The organism is Cognatundibacterium curvum (genome assembly GCF_014284235.1).
Taxonomy (GTDB): Bacteria; Pseudomonadota; Gammaproteobacteria; order Burkholderiales; family Burkholderiaceae_D; genus Undibacterium; species Undibacterium curvum.
On sequence record NZ_JACOGD010000001.1, the window covers coordinates 541646 to 562831 of the forward strand.

20 protein-coding genes are annotated in these 21186 nt (G+C 53.5%); 11 read left to right on the forward strand and 9 right to left on the reverse strand.

Annotation, left to right across the window (positions count from 1 at the left end; genetic code table 11):
* Positions 1–65 precede the first annotated feature (65 nt).
* Positions 66–1226 (forward strand): iron-containing alcohol dehydrogenase, encoded by a 1161-nt coding sequence (locus H8K43_RS02560; RefSeq protein ID WP_186902403.1) that lies wholly within the window; start codon positions 66–68, stop codon positions 1224–1226.
* Between the two features lie 99 nt (positions 1227–1325).
* Here the strand turns inward: H8K43_RS02560 and H8K43_RS02565 are convergent, their stop codons facing one another.
* From H8K43_RS02565 to ispD, 8 genes are all read right to left on the reverse strand, one after another.
* The gene (locus tag H8K43_RS02565; RefSeq protein ID WP_186902404.1) at positions 1326–2552 is read right to left on the reverse strand and encodes a hypothetical protein; all 1227 of its coding nucleotides are present in this window, start codon (positions 2550–2552) and stop codon (positions 1326–1328) included.
* A gap of 162 nt (positions 2553–2714) precedes the next feature.
* Positions 2715–3470, reverse strand: coding sequence for a hypothetical protein (locus tag H8K43_RS02570; RefSeq protein WP_186902405.1), 756 nt, complete (start codon positions 3468–3470; stop codon positions 2715–2717).
* Between the two features lie 12 nt (positions 3471–3482).
* On the reverse strand, positions 3483–4079 hold the full coding sequence (locus H8K43_RS02575; protein WP_186902406.1) for a hypothetical protein: 597 nt from the start codon (positions 4077–4079) through the stop codon (positions 3483–3485).
* Positions 4076–4354, reverse strand: a complete 279-nt coding sequence (locus H8K43_RS02580; RefSeq protein WP_162018720.1) for a DnaJ domain-containing protein — start codon at positions 4352–4354, stop codon at positions 4076–4078. The genes H8K43_RS02575 and H8K43_RS02580 overlap by 4 nt, the downstream gene beginning before the upstream one ends.
* 143 nt (positions 4355–4497) lie before the next feature.
* A complete protein-coding gene (locus tag H8K43_RS02585) occupies positions 4498–5055 on the reverse strand; it encodes an FKBP-type peptidyl-prolyl cis-trans isomerase (RefSeq protein ID WP_222610930.1) in 558 nt (185 codons plus the stop codon).
* Positions 5056–5182: 127 nt separating this feature from the next.
* Positions 5183–5455, reverse strand: a complete 273-nt coding sequence (locus tag H8K43_RS02590; RefSeq protein WP_162018721.1) for a DUF4404 family protein — start codon at positions 5453–5455, stop codon at positions 5183–5185.
* Between the two features lie 65 nt (positions 5456–5520).
* A complete protein-coding gene (ispF, locus tag H8K43_RS02595; RefSeq protein ID WP_186902407.1) occupies positions 5521–6024 on the reverse strand; it encodes a 2-C-methyl-D-erythritol 2,4-cyclodiphosphate synthase in 504 nt (167 codons plus the stop codon).
* A 72-nt stretch (positions 6025–6096) separates the two neighbouring features.
* Positions 6097–6825 carry a 2-C-methyl-D-erythritol 4-phosphate cytidylyltransferase gene (gene ispD, locus H8K43_RS02600; protein WP_186902408.1) on the reverse strand — a complete coding sequence of 243 codons (729 nt, stop codon included), beginning with the start codon at positions 6823–6825 and terminating at the stop codon, positions 6097–6099.
* Between the two features lie 254 nt (positions 6826–7079).
* Here ispD and mfd point away from each other — a divergent pair, with 254 nt between their 5' ends.
* The 10 genes from mfd (at position 7080) to sorU (ending at position 19829) form a co-directional block, all read left to right on the forward strand.
* Positions 7080–10511 carry a transcription-repair coupling factor gene (gene mfd, locus H8K43_RS02605; protein WP_186902409.1) on the forward strand — a complete coding sequence of 1144 codons (3432 nt, stop codon included), beginning with the start codon at positions 7080–7082 and terminating at the stop codon, positions 10509–10511.
* Position 10512: 1 nt separating this feature from the next.
* Positions 10513–11400: a phosphoserine phosphatase SerB gene (gene serB / locus H8K43_RS02610; RefSeq protein ID WP_186902410.1), complete on the forward strand. Its 888-nt coding sequence runs from the start codon at positions 10513–10515 to the stop codon at positions 11398–11400.
* A gap of 250 nt (positions 11401–11650) precedes the next feature.
* Positions 11651–12718 (forward strand): phosphotransferase, encoded by a 1068-nt coding sequence (locus H8K43_RS02615; protein ID WP_186902411.1) that lies wholly within the window; start codon positions 11651–11653, stop codon positions 12716–12718.
* A 190-nt stretch (positions 12719–12908) separates the two neighbouring features.
* Positions 12909–13601, forward strand: coding sequence for a glutathione binding-like protein (locus H8K43_RS02620; protein ID WP_186902412.1), 693 nt, complete (start codon positions 12909–12911; stop codon positions 13599–13601).
* 89 nt (positions 13602–13690) lie between these two features.
* Positions 13691–14917 (forward strand): DUF2863 family protein, encoded by a 1227-nt coding sequence (locus H8K43_RS02625; RefSeq protein WP_186902413.1) that lies wholly within the window; start codon positions 13691–13693, stop codon positions 14915–14917.
* A 275-nt stretch (positions 14918–15192) separates the two neighbouring features.
* Positions 15193–16383 (forward strand): acyl-CoA dehydrogenase family protein, encoded by a 1191-nt coding sequence (locus tag H8K43_RS02630; RefSeq protein WP_186902414.1) that lies wholly within the window; start codon positions 15193–15195, stop codon positions 16381–16383.
* Between the two features lie 11 nt (positions 16384–16394).
* Positions 16395–17531 carry an acyl-CoA dehydrogenase family protein gene (locus H8K43_RS02635; protein ID WP_186902415.1) on the forward strand — a complete coding sequence of 379 codons (1137 nt, stop codon included), beginning with the start codon at positions 16395–16397 and terminating at the stop codon, positions 17529–17531.
* Positions 17532–17614: 83 nt separating this feature from the next.
* Positions 17615–18076, forward strand: a complete 462-nt coding sequence (locus H8K43_RS02640) for a MaoC family dehydratase (protein ID WP_186902416.1) — start codon at positions 17615–17617, stop codon at positions 18074–18076.
* Between the two features lie 146 nt (positions 18077–18222).
* Complete coding sequence (gene sorT / locus H8K43_RS02645) at positions 18223–19482, forward strand: SorT family sulfite dehydrogenase catalytic subunit (RefSeq protein ID WP_186902417.1); 1260 nt, start codon at positions 18223–18225, stop codon at positions 19480–19482.
* The gene (gene sorU, locus H8K43_RS02650) at positions 19479–19829 is read left to right on the forward strand and encodes a SorU family sulfite dehydrogenase c-type cytochrome subunit (RefSeq protein ID WP_230403616.1); all 351 of its coding nucleotides are present in this window, start codon (positions 19479–19481) and stop codon (positions 19827–19829) included. The genes sorT and sorU overlap by 4 nt, the downstream gene beginning before the upstream one ends.
* 63 nt (positions 19830–19892) lie before the next feature.
* Here sorU and H8K43_RS02655 read toward each other — a convergent pair whose 3' ends face one another.
* A complete protein-coding gene (locus H8K43_RS02655; protein ID WP_186902418.1) occupies positions 19893–21062 on the reverse strand; it encodes a rhodanese-like domain-containing protein in 1170 nt (389 codons plus the stop codon).
* Positions 21063–21186: the final 124 nt, after the last annotated feature.

Consider the following 21186-nt stretch of genomic DNA (forward strand, 5'->3'; position numbering starts at 1 on the left):
CAGTGCATCCCGGCATCACCTGTTTTACGCCCTCCCCTTACACGCAATCACTACCGGAGCCAAGCATGCTGAATTTTGACTTTTACAATCCCACCCAGATCCTTTTCGGTCAAGGCAAGATTGCTGACCTCGACAAAGTCGTTCCCAAGGAAGCCAAGGTATTAGTGCTGTATGGCGGCGGCAGCATCAAGAAAAACGGTGTGTTTGACGAAGTCATGCAAGCCTTAGGGCTGCGCAGCGTCACAGAATTTTCTGGCATAGAACCCAATCCCAGCTACGAAACCTTAATGAAAGCCGTCGCCGTGGTGCGCGAACATGGCATCGACTTCTTGCTCGCAGTCGGCGGCGGCTCTGTCATCGATGGCACTAAATTCGTCGCAGCTGCCGCATTGTTTGAAGGCGAGGATCCATGGGCAATTCTGGAAAAGCGCGGCAACAATATCACCCGCGCCCTACCCTTTGGCAGCGTACTGACCCTGCCCGCCACCGGTTCGGAAATGAATGCTGGCGCGGTCGTCACACGCCTGTCGCTACACGCCAAAATGGCGTTTTCCAGCCGCCACTGCTTTCCGCAGTTTTCGGTACTGGACCCAAGCAAAACCTTTAGCTTGCCGGTACGTCAGGTTGGCAATGGTGCGGTTGATGCCTTTGTGCACGTGATGGAGCAATATCTGACTTACCCGGTCAACGCGCCAGTGCAGGACCGCTTTGCAGAAGGCATATTGCAGACTCTGATAGAAGAAGGCCCGAAAGCACTCGCTAATCCGGACGATTATGAAGTACGCGCCAATCTGATGTGGTGTGCCACCATGGCACTGAACGGCGTGATTTCCACCGGCGTGCCGCAAGACTGGGCGACTCACATGATAGGCCACGAACTGACCGCATTGCATGGCCTCGATCATGCGCAAACACTGGCCATCGTACTGCCATCCATGCTCAGGGTACGCAAAGATGCTAAACGCGCCAAACTGCTGCAATTTGCTGACAGAGTCTGGGGCCTGCGTGAAGGTGATGAAGATGCGCGCATCGAACAGGCGATCAGCCGCATGCAAGCCTACTTCGAGCAAATGGGCGTCAAAACCCGCCTGCGCGACTATGGCTTAAGTGCCGCCGATATTCCGGCCATCATCAGCGCACTGGAATCTCACCGCATGATCGCGCTGGGTGAAAAACGCGAAGTCACGCCCGAGATTAGCCGTCAGGTGCTGGAGCTGAGCGTATAAGCTTAAGACCGCCGCCAGAAATAACAACGCCCGCTGCATGACACAGCGGGCGTTTTTTTCACAACAGGAATAACCAAGAATACTTAGGCGCTACAGCACTTAACGCACTGCCCTTTCGATATGACAGTGCAGACTCAGGAAGCGCAATGCGCCGCTGTAATTGCTGTCCCAGTCATCCATCAGATAATTATTAGCTTCCTCGATAAAATTATTCCAGTCTTCGAGCAAGCCTTCCTGCTTTTCATGTGGTGCTGCCGTATTAATCCAATGGGTAGCCAGCTCATGCGTAAAACCCTGTTCGCGGAATTTTTTCACGATGCTTTTCGCGCTCTTTTCCGGCAGGCTGGTTTTCGGCGCCACACCTGCTGCGATGCAGACAAACAAAGTCATGAGCGAGTCCACATCGGTTTTACCCTTGGTCAGACGGGTCCATTCCTTAGACACCAGCGCATCATAAGCTGAGGTATCCTCGATCTCATGATCTCGCAGGTAATAGCGATCCTTGAGCGAAAACACCAGCTTATCCAGCGACGCTTTTTTATCTTTGAACAGTGGTAGGTCATGCTCACAGATTTCCTGCACGATGCGATTTACGAGCGCATGAAACTGCTGCGGCACCTCGGAGATATCCAGCATCTCCATCGCCTGAACACGTTCTGCCGGTGTCAGACTGCGGATCGTATCAACCAGGGTGGCAAATTCCACCTGATTCTCCAGACTACCATCCTCACCGCCAAACACCGTCACCAGCAAAGCGCTGCGCACGATACCAACTGCCTCGGCATCCTCATCCTGCAAATAGCTGCGCGACAAACCCAGCACTTCACCAAACCAGAAACCCGCTTCAATTTCCAAGGCATTTTGCTGGCGATGTTCCAAAGCCTGGCGGTAATCGGCTGGCTTTTCACGCAAGGACCAGGCTTCCAGAAAATCCTCGACCTTGCCCTTGACCTCGCGTCCCAGCAAGGCGTATTCCGGCATCGCAAACAAGGCCTTGAGCAAACCTGAACCACCACGCGACAAAGTCAGAAAAGTGTTATCCCGTATCAGTTTGGCCGCAATCTCCAGATCACCGCCTGAGGTTTCCAGCAAATACAGGCTCGCCAGATTCACTATGCGTTTACGCGCGAGTTCAATTTCGGGGCGCAGGTATTTACTGCCAAACGCTTCAGCGATCTGTACCATGCCCTTGGGCGCCTCAGCTTCAATCGCCGCGATCTTACTGCTGGTCAGGATGGCGCGCTGCACCCCATAGCGCAAGGCGGTTTCAAAAAACGGACGCTGATCGAGTACCGCAAGCTCAAAATTACTGCTTATTTCGCTCATGTGGCTTATTTCCTTCAATTCCAGAGATAACATCAAAAGCCGCACACAGACTAGCTACGCTGTGCACGACTGATGGGCCCATAAAAAATGCAGAAGACGTCAGACGCGCTCTGCATTTCAGGGAGCAGGCCCGCCGTGCAGGCCCTGTCTGCAATCCGCCTGTTACAGTGCGGACTCCTCATCGTCATCATCACCGTCATCATTGTTTTTCGGTGCTTCTTCAGGCTCACCCTCAGCTGCCGCGGCTTCCGGATCATCGCTTTGCAGATTCGCCAGATAAGCCTTATAACGTGCACGCAGTTTCATCAGCACTTCACGGAAAATCTCTGGCAACTCATAGCGCAGGATATAGGTCACCTGCATCCAGTCATGATCTTCCAGGTTCGCCATATCCAAAGGTGAGGCCAGCCCCTCGTTATCATGATCGAGGTTCATCAGATCATCTTCACGTGCGGCAGTGCGCTCGCCGTCACCGTATTCGTACAGATCAAAGGTTGCATACTTGTAGAAATGTTCGACCATCTGGGTACGGTCGAGCAGGTAATCCACCAGCGCATCGTAGCCGCCGTCAACTTCTGCGATTTCATACAAAAATTCCGCCGGATCGGCACCGTCACGGAAAATCACGGAGTTGATCATGCCGCGCAATTGCTCATGGGTCTGATCACCATAGCGACGCTCCAACACCACTGCCTGGGCGAATTGCTCAGGCGTGACCACCAGATTCACCAGCGACTCTTTGGATGCATCGTATTCACGTATCACAGCCAGTAAATCCTTGGCAGGCAAATCGTCCAGCGCCGCGACCAAGGCCTTGTCGCCATGGGTTTCCGCGATATTCGCCAATGCGAATTCAGCACCGGCAATGTCACCGGCCAAAATCAAACTCTGCGCTTCAATAACAGCAGGTAAAGTCATACTCAGTTTTCCTTAATCTTTACGGTCAAAGCCTTGCTCGGCCAGCCAGTCAGCCCCTGCCTCACCCAGATCATAATCATCGCCATCATCACCATCGTCGCGGCCATGACGTCCGTACTGACCATCGAGATCGCCGTTTTCACGGTCTTCAGACTCCTCATCATGCTCCTCGTTATCCGCATCATCTGCGGCATCGGCAGCACTGCCTGCGCGTCGGCTCTGCGCGCCACGCAACAGGTATTCCAGCACTGCGGCAGTCACCAGAAAGCGGTCACCGGCAGCTTCGGTCTGCACGACTTTCGCCAATGGCTCAGCCCAAGGTTCCAATCTGACTGCAGCATTCAGTGTTTTCCAGGCTGGCAAGCTGGCCTGCTCTTTGGCAGTCAGCGCTTCCAGTGCGAGCGGATTGAGAAAAATAAAACCCTGATGGAAGGCCGAGGCCAGCATTTCGGGATTGCTTTCCATCATAGGCAACAGCAAAGGCAGTTGTTCCGCCTTTTCGCGCAAACGTGCCTTCAGAATATTTTTGCCTTCGGAATCTGATTTCAGATCGTCGATTTCAGCCTTATAGACTGCCATCAAATCCTCAAAAAAACGGGACAATTTCACTGCAATACTCCTGATAAATAAGCTTTCCAGATTTCGCTGGCGGTTTCCAGCGGCGAATCCAGCAAATTACGGCGCCGGTTCTCATCATAGGCCGCGCGCTTGCTGTCGTCGGTCAGCACATCATAGGCTTCTTTCACCGCATGAAATTTAGCGGGCGCCAGTTCAGAGTCATTGCGGTCGGGATGGAATTCCGCCGCTTTCTGGCGGTAAGCTTTTTTGATATCTGCCAGCGTCGCATTCGGCGCGACACCGAGAACAAGGTAATGGTCTGTCATCTGCTCTCTGAGATCGGTATAAAAACAGAGCGGCTGCAGGATTGCAGCCGGTCTAAGTCTTGCTAGTTAGTGGCCGGCCATACGCCGGTCAGCCTCAGTATGATTTGGGTTCAGTCTGCAGTCAGACTGCCCTCATTCAGCAATCAGTGGTGGTGACCACCAACGCCATGCGCATGGCCATGAACCACCTCTTCATCGGTGGCAGCACGTACTTCCAGCACTTCGGTATCAAAACGTATGGTCATGCCAGCCAGCGGATGATTGCCATCAAGCTTAACCACGCCTGCGTCAATGCTCAGCACACGGAACTGCATGGTTTCTTCGGTTTCCGGGTCACGGGTTTCAAACATCATGCCGACTTCGATGTCCGGCGGGAAGGCGCTGATGTCTTCTTCACGTACAAATTCAGGGATCACGTCACCGAAACCATCTTCCGGCTGCAACAGCACAGACACTTTATCACCGGCTTGCTTACCTTCTAAGGAAGCTTCTACAGCAGGCAAAATATTATCGTAATCACCATGCAAATACACGATAGGTTCACGATTCTGATCGATCAGCTGACCTTCCATATTGAACATAGAGTAATTCAGGCTGACGACGGTATTGGCTTTGATTTGCATGGCTAAAAAAGGAAATGAGGGGAAGAACCCGATCAGGTCAGCATTGTGAGCATAGCCAGCAAGCTGCCAGACCGGCACGGGATTGCCAAATTCATATTGAGTCTGACAATTCCCGGTTAACTGACTCGCTATTGTACCAGAGCCAGCCGCTCAGCTGCAGCCTGTCAATCCGCCAGTTCACGTTTGAAGCGTAGCGGATGAAGGTTTATACGCCTATTTTCTCCAGCATAGAGCCAATTTCACGCAGGGCGGGTTCCAGCTTGGGATGCTGGGCAGCGAATTTGGCGGATAGGGCCAGCGAACGTTCGCTCAGTGCGGCAAACACCGGGTCATCATGCTGACGGTCTGCCTCCAACACCTGATCTATATCCTGATTCAGATCTTCCAGCATGGATTTCAATTCATCATCCAGCGGTGCCTGCCCGGATAATTCGGTATGCAACTGGCTCAATAACTGTTTTAACTGTTCTCGTTTCATGATTACCTCCGGATTAGTATGTTCTGTCCCGTGCTGAGCACATGACCGCCTTGCGTCGTTTTAGTCTAGCTGGCTTCCAGCGGATATACCAGCACCACCGCTTCCGCTGCGATGCCCTCTTCCCGCCCCAGATAACCTAGCTTCTCATTAGTTTTGGCCTTGATATTGACCTGAGAAACAGCCACCTGCAAATCCTCTGCCACATGCGCAATCATCAGCGGAATATGCGGCGCCATCTTAGGTGCCTGTGCGATGATGGTCGCATCCAGATTACCGACCGCGTAGCCCGCTTCGTGCAGACGCTTGACGGCTTCGCGCAATAAGACCCTGGAATCAGCGCCCTTAAAGCGCGCATCGGTATCGGGAAAATGACGGCCTATATCACCCATGGCCGCTGCACCAAACAGCGCATCAGTAATCGCATGCAGCAAGACATCGGCATCGGAATGGCCGAGCAAACCCAGCGTATGCGGGATATCAACGCCACCTATGATCAGTTTGCGATCCTGTACCAGCGCGTGGCAGTCATAACCTTGCCCGATACGGAAAGGAGGGAGTTTATTCTTCATCAAATCACCTGTACTTTTTTAAGACTTAATTGAAATCCGCTGATATTCAGCTGAATTTCAGCGTTCGCGGGCTCAACCCGGCAGCAGATTCATAAAACGCGCCACCTGTTCCAGATCGGCTGGTTGCGTCACCTTCAGATTACAGATATCGCCAGCCACCAGCAGCGGCGTATAGCCAGCTGCTTCCACTGCACTGGATTCATCCGTCACTTGCGCCGCCTGATCCAGTGCATCACATAGCAGAGCATAACGGAACATCTGCGGGGTTTGCGCCAGCCAGACCTGTTCGCGCGGTATGGTCTCCACCCTGCACTGCTGATCTGCATGCACCCGTTTGACCGTATCCACCACTGGCAATGCCAGCAAACCACCTACTGCATGCTCGCCAACCTGCGTCAGCAGAGATTGCAACAAAGACTGCGTCAGGCCGGGACGCGCGGCGTCATGCACCAGCACCCAGTCCTGCGCCTGTACGCCACCATGCGCAGCCAGCGCCGCCAAACCCTGACGCACGGTGTCGCGCCGGGTGGCACCACCACAGCGCAGCACCGTCAGCTTGTCATGCGCTGCCAAAGCCTGATCGACATACGCATCTTCCGGGCTCACCACCACATAGATATGGCTGACTGGCGAAAAATCCAGGAAGGCATTGACGGTATGCTGTAACAAGCTGGCAGCGCCAAGTTGCAGGTATTGTTTAGGAATGTTACTACCCATACGCGCACCTACGCCGGCGGCAGGAATCAGGGCGATATAGTTCGGTGAAGACGATTTTTCGGTGTGTGAACTGGTTTGCTGCATAAAGTCAAATGGCCGCCCGCTGCCGGACTGGCCTTCGTTTATAATTAGGCGCTCATTTTAACCGTGTATGTCTGCCCTGAGACTGGAGTAGTCAGACTTTAATTTCGGTCTGGCCTGGCAGCCGCAGACAGAAAACGCAGCAGCCTGACCGACCAATGTGACGGCCTGGTGTTTCACCTCACTGTTTATTCACCTAATCAGCCCAAATCAGCCCTATTAGCCCTATTAGCCCTATTTAGCCCAATTCAGCCGCAATGTCATTTGATTTCAGCAAATCCTTAGCAAAACCCGGCCACCGCTTCAGCTTACCAGCGCTGCATGGCTCCTCTGACGCCTATGCACTGGCGCAGGCCGCAAGCACATTGAAGGCAGAGCAGCGCATGCTGACGGTGTTTGTGGCCCATGCCGGTGATGCACAACGCCTGTTCGATGAGATCCCTTGGTTCAATCCGGATTTACGCTGCCACCTGTTGCCAGACTGGGAAACCCTGCCGTATGACGCGTTTTCGCCGCATCAGGATCTGGTGTCGGAGCGTCTGGCCAGCTTGCATGAAATTCAGAATGGGCGCTGTGACGTGCTGCTGGCCCCTGCCAGCACCGCCTTGCTGCGTATGGCACCGCCGTCTTTTCTGGCCGCCTATACCTTTTTCTTCAAAAAAGGCGATACGCTGGATGAGGCCAAACTCAAAACCCAGCTCACGCTGGCAGGCTACAACCATGTGAATCAGGTGATGTCACCCGGCGAGTACTCGGTGCGCGGCGGACTGATCGATTTATTCCCCATGGGTTCTGCGCTGCCCTACCGGCTGGATTTATTTGGCGACAGTATAGAAAGCATCAAGACCTTTGATGCTGACACCCAGCGCTCTATTTTTCCGGTGCCAGAAGTGCGCTTGCTGCCAGGTCGTGAATTCCCTATGGATGAACCGGCACGTGCCGCTTTCCGCAGCCGCTGGCGTGAACAGTTTGAAGGCGATCCTTCACGCAGCGCGATTTACAAAGACATAGGCAATGGTATTGCATCGGCCGGTATTGAATATTATCTGCCCCTGTTTTTTGAAGAAACGGCCACGCTGTTTGATTACCTGCCAGCGCAACCGTATTTCGCTTTAATCGGCGATATTGACGAAGCGATTAAACGCTTCTGGAGCGATACCCGCTCACGTTATCAGTTCCTGAAAGCGGACCGAGAGCGTCCGGTCTTGCCGCCGGAAAGCGTCTTCCTGCGCGATGAAGATTTTTTCAGCCTGCTGAAAACCCAGGCACGCTGGGTGTTGCCAGCAACGGACAAGGCCATGCCTGCCTCCGAGATCAGTGCCTTCCTGCCAGATATCGCAGTTAATCGCCGCGCGGATGATCCACTGACCAATCTGCGTGCATTTTTACTGCAGACCGATAAACGGGTCATGATTTGTGCTGAAACCGCAGGCCGACGCGAGACCCTGCAACAGTATTTCAATGAATTTGATATCGCACTGACTTTGTGTGATGGCTATACCGATTTCATCACCGGCAGCGCGCGCCTGATGCTGGGTATCGCCCCTCTGCATGCCGGCTTTATGCTGGCCGAAGGGATCGCCTTTATTACTGAGGCCGAGCTGTATGCAGGCAGCGGCAAACGCATAGGCAGAAAGAAACAGGAAGCGGTGACCCAGGTCGAGCATATGGTGCGCGATCTGTCCGAGCTCAAAATCGGCGATCCTGTGGTACACAGCAATCACGGCATCGGGCGCTACATGGGTCTGATCAGCATGGATCTGGGTGAAGGTGAAACTGAATTCCTGCATCTGGAATATGCCAAGGAAACCAAGCTGTATGTGCCGGTCGCGCAATTGCATGTCATTTCGCGCTATTCCGGCGCTTCGCCGGAAGACGCACCGCTGCATAGTCTGGGTTCCGGCCAGTGGGAAAAAGCCAAGCGCAAAGCAGCCCAGCAGATACGCGACACCGCAGCTGAATTACTGAACCTGTATGCACGCAGAGCCACCCGTCAGGGACATGCCTTTGAATTCTCAGCCAGAGATTATGAAAGCTTTGCCGAGAGCTTCGGCTTTGAAGAAACGCCGGATCAGGCGGCTGCGATCAATGCGGTGATCGCAGATATGACCTCAGGCAAACCGATGGACAGGCTGATCTGCGGCGATGTGGGCTTCGGTAAAACGGAAGTTGCGCTGCGCGCCGCCTTCGTTGCCGTGATGGGTGGCAAACAGGTGGCGATTCTGGCACCGACTACTCTGCTGGCGGAACAACATGCACAGACTTTCGCCGACCGCTTCGCCAACTGGCCGGTGCGCATCGCAGAATTGTCGCGCTTCCGTACCGGCAAAGAAGTCAGTCTGGCCATCAAGGGCATGGGCGACGGCACCGTCGATATCGTGATCGGCACCCATAAACTGTTATCTGACGATGTGAAGTTTTCACGGCTGGGCCTGGTCATCATCGACGAAGAACACCGCTTTGGTGTACGCCAGAAAGAAGCGCTGAAAGCTTTGCGCGCCGAGGTTGATGTGCTCACGCTGACAGCCACACCTATCCCACGTACGCTGGGCATGGCGCTGGAAGGCTTGCGTGACTTTTCGATTATCGCCACCGCGCCGCAAAAACGACTCGCCATCAAGACCTTTGTACGCAGTGAAGATGATTCTGTGATCCGGGAAGCCTGTCTGCGCGAACTCAAGCGCGGTGGCCAGGTGTATTTCCTGCACAATGAAGTGGAAACCATACAAAACCGCAAGGCCATGCTGGAAGCCTTGCTGCCGGAAGCGCGCGTCGTGATTGCGCACGGTCAGATGCATGAACGCGATCTGGAAAAAGTGATGCGCGATTTCGTGGCACAGCGTTTTAACATCCTGCTGTGCACCACGATTATCGAAACCGGTATCGACGTCCCGAGTGCGAATACCATCCTCATGCATCGCGCTGATAAATTTGGCCTGGCTCAGTTACACCAGCTGCGCGGACGGGTTGGCCGTTCACACCATCAGGCCTATGCCTATTTGCTGGTCCATGATGTACAGGGTCTGACCAAGCAGGCTAACCGCAGGCTGGAAGCGATCCAGCAAATGGAAGAACTGGGTAGCGGCTTCTATCTCGCGATGCATGATCTGGAAATCCGTGGTGCCGGTGAAGTGCTGGGTGATAACCAGTCTGGCGAAATGCATGAAATCGGCTTCCAGATGTACTCAGACATGCTCAATGAAGCCGTACGTTCGCTGAAAAACGGCAAGGAGCCCGATCTGGCTGCGCCTTTGCAAAGCACCACAGAAATCAATCTGCATATACCGGCGCTGTTACCGAATGAATTCTGCGGCGATGTACATGAACGCCTGTCTATCTACAAGCGCTTAGCTAATTGCAGCAAACCGGCTGCGATAGATGATCTGCAAGAAGAACTAATCGACCGCTTTGGCAAATTGCCGGAGCAGGTCAAATCCCTGCTGGAAACCCATCGTTTACGCGTTGCTGCCAAGCCGCTGGGCATTATCAAAATTGATGCCCACAGCGAAGCCGCCACCCTGCAATTTGAGCCGCAGCCGCCAATAGACGGCATGCGCATCATCGAACTGGTACAAAAGAACAAGCACATCCGCTTGAATGGACAGGATAAATTGCGCATCACCGCCAACATGCCTGATCTTGCCAGCCGCGTGAATCATATTAAACAGACTTTGAAAGCCCTGCATTAAGATGACGCAAGCTACGACACCTGCTTTTTTGACTTTACATAGTCCGGCCGCATTCAATGAAGCGCAACTGGCATTTATTCACACCCTGAGCACACACTTGGCAAGCGAAGCCAGCCTGCTCAGCCCACAAGTCGCGCGTTACACCCTGACCGCTGCCAGCGATAATCCGGAGCAGGCAAGCGAGATTGCCGCCTGGCGCGAACAGGCCGATCAACTGGGTCTGGACAGCGCCTGGCTGCCAGTTCAGCGTAGTCTGAGCGAATTTGGCTTACTCGCGATGGACATGGATTCCACCCTGATCACGATAGAGTGCATCGATGAAATCGCTGACATGCAAGGGTTGAAGCCGCAGGTATCAGCCATCACCGAAGCCGCCATGCGGGGTGAACTCGACTTTCAGGAAAGTCTGAAGCGCCGCGTCGCGCTGCTGCAAGGGCTGGATGCGAGCGCCTTGGAACGTGTGTATCAGGAACGCTTGCAACTTTCACCCGGCGCTGAGCGCCTGATCGCGGCGGCACAGGCAGCGGGCCTGAAAACCTTGCTGGTATCGGGTGGCTTCACCTATTTCACTGAGCGTGTGAGCGAAGGTCTGCAACTCAGCTTCCACCATTCCAATGTGCTGGAAATCATCGATGGCAAACTGACCGGCCGCGTCACTGGCACAATCGTCGATGCCGAAGAAAAACGTCGTACCGTGGCTGCTACCTGCGCGCAGCTGGGCATCCCTGGCAGTGCCGCTATTGTCATGGGCGATGGCGCCAATGACTTGCGCATGATGGAAATTGCCGGCCTGTCGGTTGCCTTCCGCGCCAAGCCGGTAGTACGTGCTCAGGCCAGTATCGCACTCAACCATTGCGGACTGGATGGCGTATTGAATGTGTTGATGTGAACGTGTTGTGATCGTGAAGGTGAACGCAATCGGGAGCAACGCGTGCTTGCTCTCAGTTGATCTTGGCTGCAGCAATTTAAACTCAAATTTCAAACTCAAATAAATAGCACGACCGTATTTTTTAGCTTACACTCATGCAAGTTTCATCAATGACAGACTGCCAGGGCAAGCCAGGCTAAGCGGATGCAGAGCAAAGCTGGCCGCCGCACTGGTGAGGAAGTTCTGAACAGAACAACACAGGAGACCAGCAATGTTTGAAGACTTCATGGGTACCATGCCCGTCGCCGCGCGCCAGCAATTTGATCATGCAGCGCTGGCCGATTATTTGCGCCAGCATGTCCCCGATTTTACTGCTGCGATGGCAGATCAGCTGCAGGTAGAGCAATTCAAAGGCGGGCAATCGAATCCTACCTTCAAACTCAGCGCGGGCCAGCAACGCTATGTGATGCGCGCCAAACCCGGCCCGGCCGCCAAACTGCTGCCGTCAGCACATGCGATAGAGCGTGAATTCAAGGTCATGGATGCCTTGCAAAAAGCGGGCTTCCCGGCTGCGCGCCAGTATGCGCTGTGTACCGATGAAGACGTGATAGGACGCGCCTTTTACATCATGGAATACGTTGATGGCAGAGTATTGTGGGATCAGTCGCTGCCTGGCATGACGCCGATGCAGAGAGCGGAAATCTATGATGAACTCAACCGTGTGATCGCACAATTGCACAGCCTGGACTATGCCGCGCTTGGCCTGGCGGATTACGGCAAACCCGGCAATTACTTTGCACGTCAGATCGATCGCTGGACCAAACAATACCGCGCTTCAGAAACGGAAACCATAGAGGCGATGGACAGACTGATAGAATGGCTGCCACATCACATCCCTGCCGGTGACGACACCAGTATCGTGCATGGCGACTACCGGCTCGACAATATGATGTTCCACCCAACTAAACCGCGCGTCATGGCGGTACTGGACTGGGAGTTGTCCACGCTAGGCCATCCGCTGGCCGATTTTTCTTATCACTGCATGAGCTGGCATGTATTGCCCGGTCAGTTCCGTGGTATCAAGGGTCTGGATCTGAAAGCGCTGGGGATTCCGGATGAACAGTCGTATATCGCAAAATACTGCGAGCGTACCGGTAAGCAAATTCGCGCTGAAGACTTTAATTTCTACCTCGCCTATAACCTGTTCCGTATGGCTGGCATTTTACAAGGCATCATGAAGCGCTATGTCGATGGCACTGCATCCAGCGCTCAGGCCAAGGCCTCGGGTGAAGCAGCGCGCCCTATGGCGGAACTGGGCTGGATTTATGCGCAGCGCTGAAGATCTATGCCGAATAGATGAAAAGTCTTCAGTGTATGGAATGCACTTCCCTGAGCAGAACTGCTAAAACATCTGCATAATGGTGGACGCTCATTTCTGAGGGCTGAAGCAAGATCGTCGTTGCGACGATCAGCTTACAGTCCCTTTCCAAGTCACGCCCACACTCTGCTAACAAAGACAAAGGAAAATCATGATCGACGTTTACTCCTGGCCTACTCCGAACGGTCACAAAGTGCATATCATGCTGGAAGAATGCGGCCTGGCGTACCGGGCAATTCCCATCGATATCGGTGCGGGCGACCAGTTCACGCCCGACTTTCTGGCGATCTCCCCGAACAACAAAATCCCTGCCATCGTCGATGCCGACGGGCCGGATGGCAAACCAATTTCATTATTTGAATCAGGTGCGATTCTGGTTTATCTGGCGGGTAAAACCGGTCAATTCCTCGGCAATACAGATAGAGAACGCTATCAAGCGCTGCAATGGCTGATGTTCCAGATGGGTGGTTTCGGCCCTATGCTGGGACAGGCGCACCATTTCCGTATTTATGCGCCGGAAAAAATCCAGTACGCCATTGACCGTTATACCAATGAGGCGCAGCGTCTGTATGGCGTGATCGATCAGCAATTATCGAAAACTGAATTCCTGGCTGGTGACCATTACACCATAGCCGATATCGCGGTATTTCCATGGACCAGATCATTTGCCAATCAGGGCATAGACTGGGCCAACTTCCCGCATGCCAAGCGCTGGTTCGATCAGATCAGCGAGCGGCCTGCAGTACAACGCGGCGTACAGGTACTGGCCGATTTGCGCAAACCACTGACCAACGACAAAGCCAAAGAAGCTTTGTTCGGAAAAACACAGTACGCAAAAAAATAAGCCTTGCCACGGCATTTGCGCCAAATTATGCTGACTATGGAGTGAGCTCATTGCTACAATGAAATCACTCCAATTTTACAGAGTGACGTATGCGCCGGATAATCAAAAAAAACAGGCTGAAATTAGCCGCGGAAAGCCAACGTCTCGTCAATCTCGCGTTGGCTGTCGCCCAATCCGCAAGCCGGATTGAAGATAACGCCTGGCAAGCCAGGCTAGATACCTATGTTCGCAAAAACCTCAGACTACAGCATCAGGATCTGCTTGATGCTGCGGCCGAACATGTATTCCATAGCCATCCACATGGCTATGAAGTGCTGGTAGAAACACTGGAAACCATCAGCACCTCCTGCACCCTGACCCATCAGGGACAGGACTGGCAATGCCTGCTGGTGGCAGCACCCGTGCTGGCCTGGACCCGTTACGATATTGCATCAGGCGCCCTGCCCGCTACCATACTTAATCACCTTCACCAGCAAATGCAGGCGCATTTGCTGGCCCCGGCTACGCGCTTGCAGTTATTGCCCAATCTGTATTCGATAGATCAGTTACCGCGCAATCATTGCGAGACCTTCAGCCTGCTGGAAAAACAGGCGCAGGCCCTGGTCGCGCAAACACAGACAGCGAGCGAAGCGCAAAAAGAAAAAACCGTGCCCTTCCTGGCAGATATACGTTTTTTACTCGCTGTAATCGCCACCCCTGCAGGTGAGAACCTGTTCCGCTGGCAGCAGTTGGATGCGCCCTATGACAGCGAAGCGGCCAAAGCCCTGTGCCTGGAGGCATGGAAAGCCGGAACCGAAGAGCAATTCAAACACGTATTGCCCGGATGTGGCATCGACCTGCTGCTGCCTGAAGCCTATTTCAGTGCCTGTCGCGACGCCGACGTGGCAATCCGCCCGGCCTCGATACTGGCTGCAGTGTATTACCTGACGCAGACTTTGGAAAAAGACAGCAGCCACTTCCGTGTCGTGATCGGTGCCTGCGCCAATGCCGACAATGCCGGTCAGATTGATGAATTACGCCTGAGCTTCCTGCTCAATGAGACACCGGAGGTGATCTATGGCGTGATCTGGCCGCTGTATCAGGCAGAAGATCAGCAAACCGCCATTGGTCTTGATGAGCAGGAAGACTTACAGGGCGATATTCCAGAAATCCTGCGTCAGGCTGGTATCACAGACATCGTACTGCTGGATGAAGTTTTTTCTATGGAATTCTGCGATGACTGTGGCACGCCACTGTTCCCAGATCATGCAGGTGATCTGGTACACCCGGAAATGCCGGATGACATACCCGCCCCCGGTACCGCGCATTTCCATTAAAACGGTGAACTTATGCCCCGTCTGGTACGGGTTTTTTTTCACTATTTCTTTACTGGCTATCAATTACTTTCATATACTTTCATATACCCTCATCTGCAGTGTGGCTTTTTCCACGGTCTGCAGCTGTAGTGAAAATTTCTTGTGCCAGACCGATTAAACCGATGTAGAATCATTCCGAACGGTCGTGCTATTCCGTTTCTTGCAGCATTCCTTGATCTATAAACACAATGTGGCAACCTAAGCATCGGTCAGCCCAGTCCCGTACAGGAGACAGTATGGATTTGAATTACAGCGCGGAAGATCTCGCATTCCGTGATCAGGTCAGAGCTTATCTGGACACCCACCTCCCATCCGATTTGCAGCACAAAGTGCTCCATCATTTACGCTTATCCAAAGACGACTACGTGCGCTGGCATCGCATACTGGCCAAACAAGGCTGGGTTGCGCCCGGCTGGCCGGTGGAATACGGTGGCCCGGGCTGGAGTGCGACCCAGCGTCATATTTTTGAAGAGGAATGTGCGCGTGCCGGCACCCCGGCCATCTTGCCGTTCGGTGTGAATATGGTGGCACCGGTGCTGATGGCCTTCGGTAATGAAGAACAGAAAGCGCATTACCTGCCGCGCATTTTGAGCTGCGAAGACTGGTGGTGCCAGGGCTATTCTGAACCTGGCTCAGGCTCAGACCTGGCCTCGCTGAAAACCCGCGCCGAACGTCACGGCGATCACTACATCGTGAACGGTCAGAAAACCTGGACCACGCTGGCTCAGCATGCCGATATGATTTTCTGCCTGGTGCGCACCGATCCGGATGCGCGCAAACAGGAAGGCATTTCCTTCCTGCTCATCGACATGAAAACGCCGGGTATCACGGTAAGACCCATCATCATGCTGGATGAAGACCATGAAGTGAATGAAGTGTTCTTCGATAATGTGAAGGTACCGGTCAGCAATCTGATCGGCACTGAAAACAAGGGTTGGACCTATGCCAAATATCTGCTGGGTCATGAAAGAACCAATATCGCCGCAGTCGGCCGCGCCAAACGTGAATTACAATTCCTGAAGCGCGTCGCTGGCAAGCAGCAAAAACGCGGGCTGTCGCTGCTGGCTGACCCAGTCTTTGCACACAAAGTAGCCGCGCTGGAGATAGAAATCATGGCGCTGGAAATCACGGTCTTACGTGTGATTTCTCAGGACAGTGGCAAGCCAGGCCCGGAAGCATCTCTGCTCAAAATCAAGGGCACAGAAATCCAGCAAGACTTAACTGAATTGATGGTGGAAGCCGTTGGCCCCTATGCGCTGCCGTTTGACCCGGCCTATCTGGAAGGTGAACAGGCGCACAGCGTGACTGAACAGGATGATGCGGCGCCGCTGGCTTCGTATTACTTCAATTTCCGTAAGACCTCGATCTATGGCGGTTCTAACGAAATTCAAAAGAACATCATCACCCAGATGATACTGGGACTGTAAAGGAGCGCGCCATGAATTTTGATTTCAGTCAGGAACAGATTCAGTTTGCCGATGCACTCCATCGCTGGGCAAATCAGGATTATCAGTTTGAACAACGTAAGCACATTATTCAGTCTGCCAGCGGCACTTCTGATGATGCATGGGCTGCACTGACCGAGCTCGGCGCACTGGCGCTGCCAGTGCCGGAAGATCAGGGTGGCTTTAACGGCAGCGCGGTGGATATGTTGGTGCTGATGCAGGAACTGGGGCGGGCGCTGGTGGTGGAGCCCTATTTCGCGACTGTATTCGCCGCTGAATTCCTGAAGCTGGCGAAAGCCCACTTTGATATTTTGGAACAGGTGGCAGCAGGCCAGACTAAACTCGCAGCCGCGCTGTATGAAGCGCAATCACGCCATGAGGCTTACGATATCAAAACTACCGTCACTGCCAACGCAGATGGCTATGTGCTCAATGGAAAAAAGACGGTCGTGATTCACGGTGCACAGGCTGATCAACTGATTGTCTCCGCCAGAGCGGGTGGTGATCAGCTTGCAGCCAAAGGCATCATGCTCTTCCTGGTCGATGCGCGCAGCCCGGGTGTCAGCCGTCGCGATTACCGTACCCTGGATGGCATGCGCGCCGCCGATATCAGCTTTGACCAGGTACAGTTACCCGCTATCGCCTTGCTAGGCCGTGAAGATGGCGGTGCAGACTTACTGGACGCGGCGCTGGATTACGGCATCACTTTGCTGTGCGCTGAAGCCGTCGGTATCATGGAGGCCACCATTGCCGCCACACTGGAATACCTGAAAACCCGCCAGCAATTCGGCGTGCCTATCGGTAAATTCCAGGTACTGCAGCACAGGATGGCGGACATGTATATGGAGATGGAACAGGCACGCTCTATGGCGACGCTGGCGGCAGTCAAGCAAAGCAGCGCAAATGTGCAGGAGAGACGACGCACTGTCTCGGCTGCCAAAGTGCGGGTTGGTCAGGCTGCGCGCCTGATAGGTCAGCAGGCAGTCCAGCTGCATGGCGGCATGGGTGTCACCAATGAACTGCCGGTGGCGCACATGTTTAAACGGCTCACGATGATAGAACTGAGCCTGGGTGATACCGATCACCATCTGGCACGTTTTATCGCGCAATCAGATTTTGCTGCGGCCTGAGACAGCCCCCGGAAAAATCCCAGCCCTTGTGCTGGGATTTTTCTTTCTCTATCAGACCTGCACAACAAAGAAAGGAAAACACGATGTCCGAGCAAACCAACTGGTGGTATTTTGAAGACTTTATACCCGGTGCAGTCATAGAACTGGGTCAACGCCGTGTCACAGAAGAGGAAATTCTGCGCTTTGCGACAGAATTTGATCCTCAGTCTTTTCATATCAATCATGAGAGCGCGAAGGACTCTATCTTTGGCGGCGTGATTGCCAGTGGCTGGCATACCTGTAGCATGATTATGCGTATGGTGGTGGATGGTTTTCTGGCACGCTCGTCCAGCATGGGCTCACCCGGCGTTGATGAAATACGCTGGATCGTGCCAGTCAAACCTGGTGACATACTAACCGTCCGTGCAGAAACCCTGTCCCGCCATGCTTCGGTGTCCAAGCCTGACCGCGGTGTCGTCTATACCCTTTGGACTGCTGAAAATCAGCGTGGTGAAGTTGTGTGTACCATCAAGGGTATGGGCATGTTCGGACGTCGCCCGCATTGATATCCCATAACCTGGGCAGCAGCTGGGTTGAGATAAATAGCGTGATCAACATTGCACGCTAAGGATATTGTCAAGCTTATGTCATGTCGGCTACTATCAGGCGCGTTGTGCTTATTTGCTAAAGAAAAATCATCAGGAGAACATGCATGAGTGAGTCCACCAAATCCCGGCCAACACAGCTCAGTAATCCGGCGCGCCGCCACTGGCTTGCTTCGGGCAGTGTCGGTGTAGCCGCTGCAGGGCTGGCGGGGTTACAACAGAATGCAATCGCACAAGCGGTCGCCACCACTGCCGCAGCCATTCCAGCCGCAAAGCCTTTACCATCTTATGTGAGCTGGAAAGATGCATCTGCCCTCATCGTCCATTCCAGCGGCACTATAGAAACCCGGCGCAGCGCGTTTGGCACCAGCGTCATCACTCCGGCTGAACAACTGTATGTGCGCAATAACCTGCCAGCACCCGATGCATCCATCGTGGCTAATCGCGATGCCTGGGAATTACAGATCGATGGCGTGAAGCGCCCTGCTACGCTTAATCTCAAGCAATTGAAACGCCTGGGACTGGAAACCGTCACGGCGGTATTACAATGTTCGGGCAATGGACGTGGCCTGTTCCCGAGTAAGCCCAGCGGCACACCCTGGCAGATTGGTGCTGCCGGTTGCGTAGTCTGGAGCGGCGTACCGGTACGCGCACTGATCGCAGCACTCGGCGGCGTGGCTGATGGGATGGTGTACATGACGGGTACCGGTGGTGAAAAACTGCCCGAGGGCATAGATCCGAAATCGGTGATGGTGGAACGCTCAGTTCCCCTTAAAGCACTGGACGAAGCGATACTGGCCTGGGAAATGAACGGTGCCCCGCTACCCCTCGCCCATGGCGGTCCGTTGCGTCTGATCATACCTGGCTATACCGGCGTCAATAACATCAAATACATCAAACGTCTGGCCTTCACGACCGAACAGACCGAAGCCAATATTCAAAAACATGGCTATCGCATTTCGCCACCGGGCCAGAAAGGCGACCCAACGCATCCATCAGTCTGGGAAATGAATGTGAAGTCCTGGATCAATTCACCAGCGCCGGAAGCAGGCGAAGTTCCGGCTGGCGATACCCTGATACAAGGGGTCGCCTTCGGCGGTATGCATGCAGTCAAAACGGTAGAAGTATCCGTCGATGGTGGCAAAAGCTGGAAAGCAGCGCGCTTTATCGGCCCCGATATGGGCAAATATGCCTGGCGTCAGTTTGTGTTGGCGGTGCGCCTGGATGCCGGCAACTACACCATCGCCTGTCGTGCGACCGATAGCCAGGGTCAGGTACAGCCGGAAGCCAGGGTGGAAAATGCGGGCGGCTATAACAACAACAGCTGGAAAGACCATGCATTGCAAATCAATGTGGTGGCAGCATGAAAAAACGCATAGTCCGCGCGTGTGCGCTGCTGCTCGGTATGACCGCAGCATTAACCACTGCATCTGCAATCGCTCAGAATAAAGATCAGGATGGAGGGAAGACGCTGGAAGCAGGCAAAAAAGTTTTTACCCAGACTGCACAACCCGCCTGCATCGTTTGTCATACACTCAGGCATGCCGGTGCGAGTGGTGAAATCGGGCCCTCGCTGGATGAATTGAAACCGGATGCAGCCCGGGTAGAAAAAGCGGTCAGAAATGGAATCGGCCAGATGCCTGCATTTAGCAATCTGTCTGATGCGGATATCCGGCTGGTGGCAAAATATGTGTCTACCGTAGCCGGTCAGTAAATCAGCTAAAAATTGATTGCAAAGGTAAAAAAAGCTGCCAAAAAAACGGGCAGCTTTTTTAATTTAATTCTTCGTTTCAGACGGTAACTTATTTTCACGCCAATCCGGCATGCCGCCGCGATACCAGTAAATTTTGGACACACCGGTTGCCTTAGCAACGATCGATGCCTTGTAAGACTTCCAGCATTCCGGACCATTACAGTAAAACACCAGTGCTTTGTCTTTACCTAACTTCGTCACTGCCGAATAGTCATCCAGGCTTGAATCAAACTCTCTGTCCTTGAGGCTCTTCTCCACATAGGGCGCATGGATTGCCCCCTTGATATGTTCCTGATCATACTCTTTGACAGAGCGGGTATCGACCAGCACAGCGCCTGAGGCTGCCAGTTTCTGCACTTCTGCAGAACCAACGGTTGCCACACCGGATATAACTTTAGGCGTCAGGATACCCAGCGCCGCAATGTAGGCATATTGCGTTTCATCGGCACTGCTGGTGGTCACCATTTTCCCCAAGCCAGCAGCTTCTGCATCCGGCCCTGATAGCCAGCGCAATACTTTCTTTTTCTCAGCATCTGGCATCGATTTTTTGACCATCAAGGCCAGGCCGGAAGGCAATTCAGGAGTCGCCTTCAACACCACAGCGACCTGTGGATTGGCCTTCATCCAGACTTCTGCTTCTGCCTTCGCAGCGATCGTCACGTCTGCAATATTGGCACTCAGCGCCAGCAATCCGGCACCGCTGGTTTTACCATAGGTGACGCTCTTCATACTTTTCAGACTTAAACCGGCTTCATCCAGCAATCCCTTAGCGACATAAGCACGCACCGAATCCTGTTGGGTCAGGTAAAGGCGTTTGCCTGCCAGCTGATTCAGGCTGCCAATGTCTTTGCGGGCGATCAGCACAAATTCAGAATTGATTTTCTGACGCGCCAGCAGTTGATATTGATGTGAAATTGCCGAGGCGGTGACATGCGGCGGGCCGATCAGCATATCGTTTTCCTGGGTACGGGTGGCACGCATGACATCCGTCAGGTCCGACGTTTGTTTCAACACCACCGGTGCTCCCAGCGTGCTGATCAGGGATTGGGTAGGGACACTGCCAAAGGACAAAGACTTTTTATTAGTTTCATCGGCAGGATCAATACCGATCAGCACTTTGTAGTCTGCCATCGCGTACAGTGGCCAGGCGAGAGTCAGCCCCAGCAGCAGATGCTGCCAATCATTGCGTTTCATTATGCGCATTTCATTCACAGATGTTAGTCAGCCTTGTCACTCAAGGCAAAAAATATATCAAAAAATGAAATTCTCACAGATAACAATGGCGTCAAGCAAGCAAATTCGCGTGCCACCTGACTTT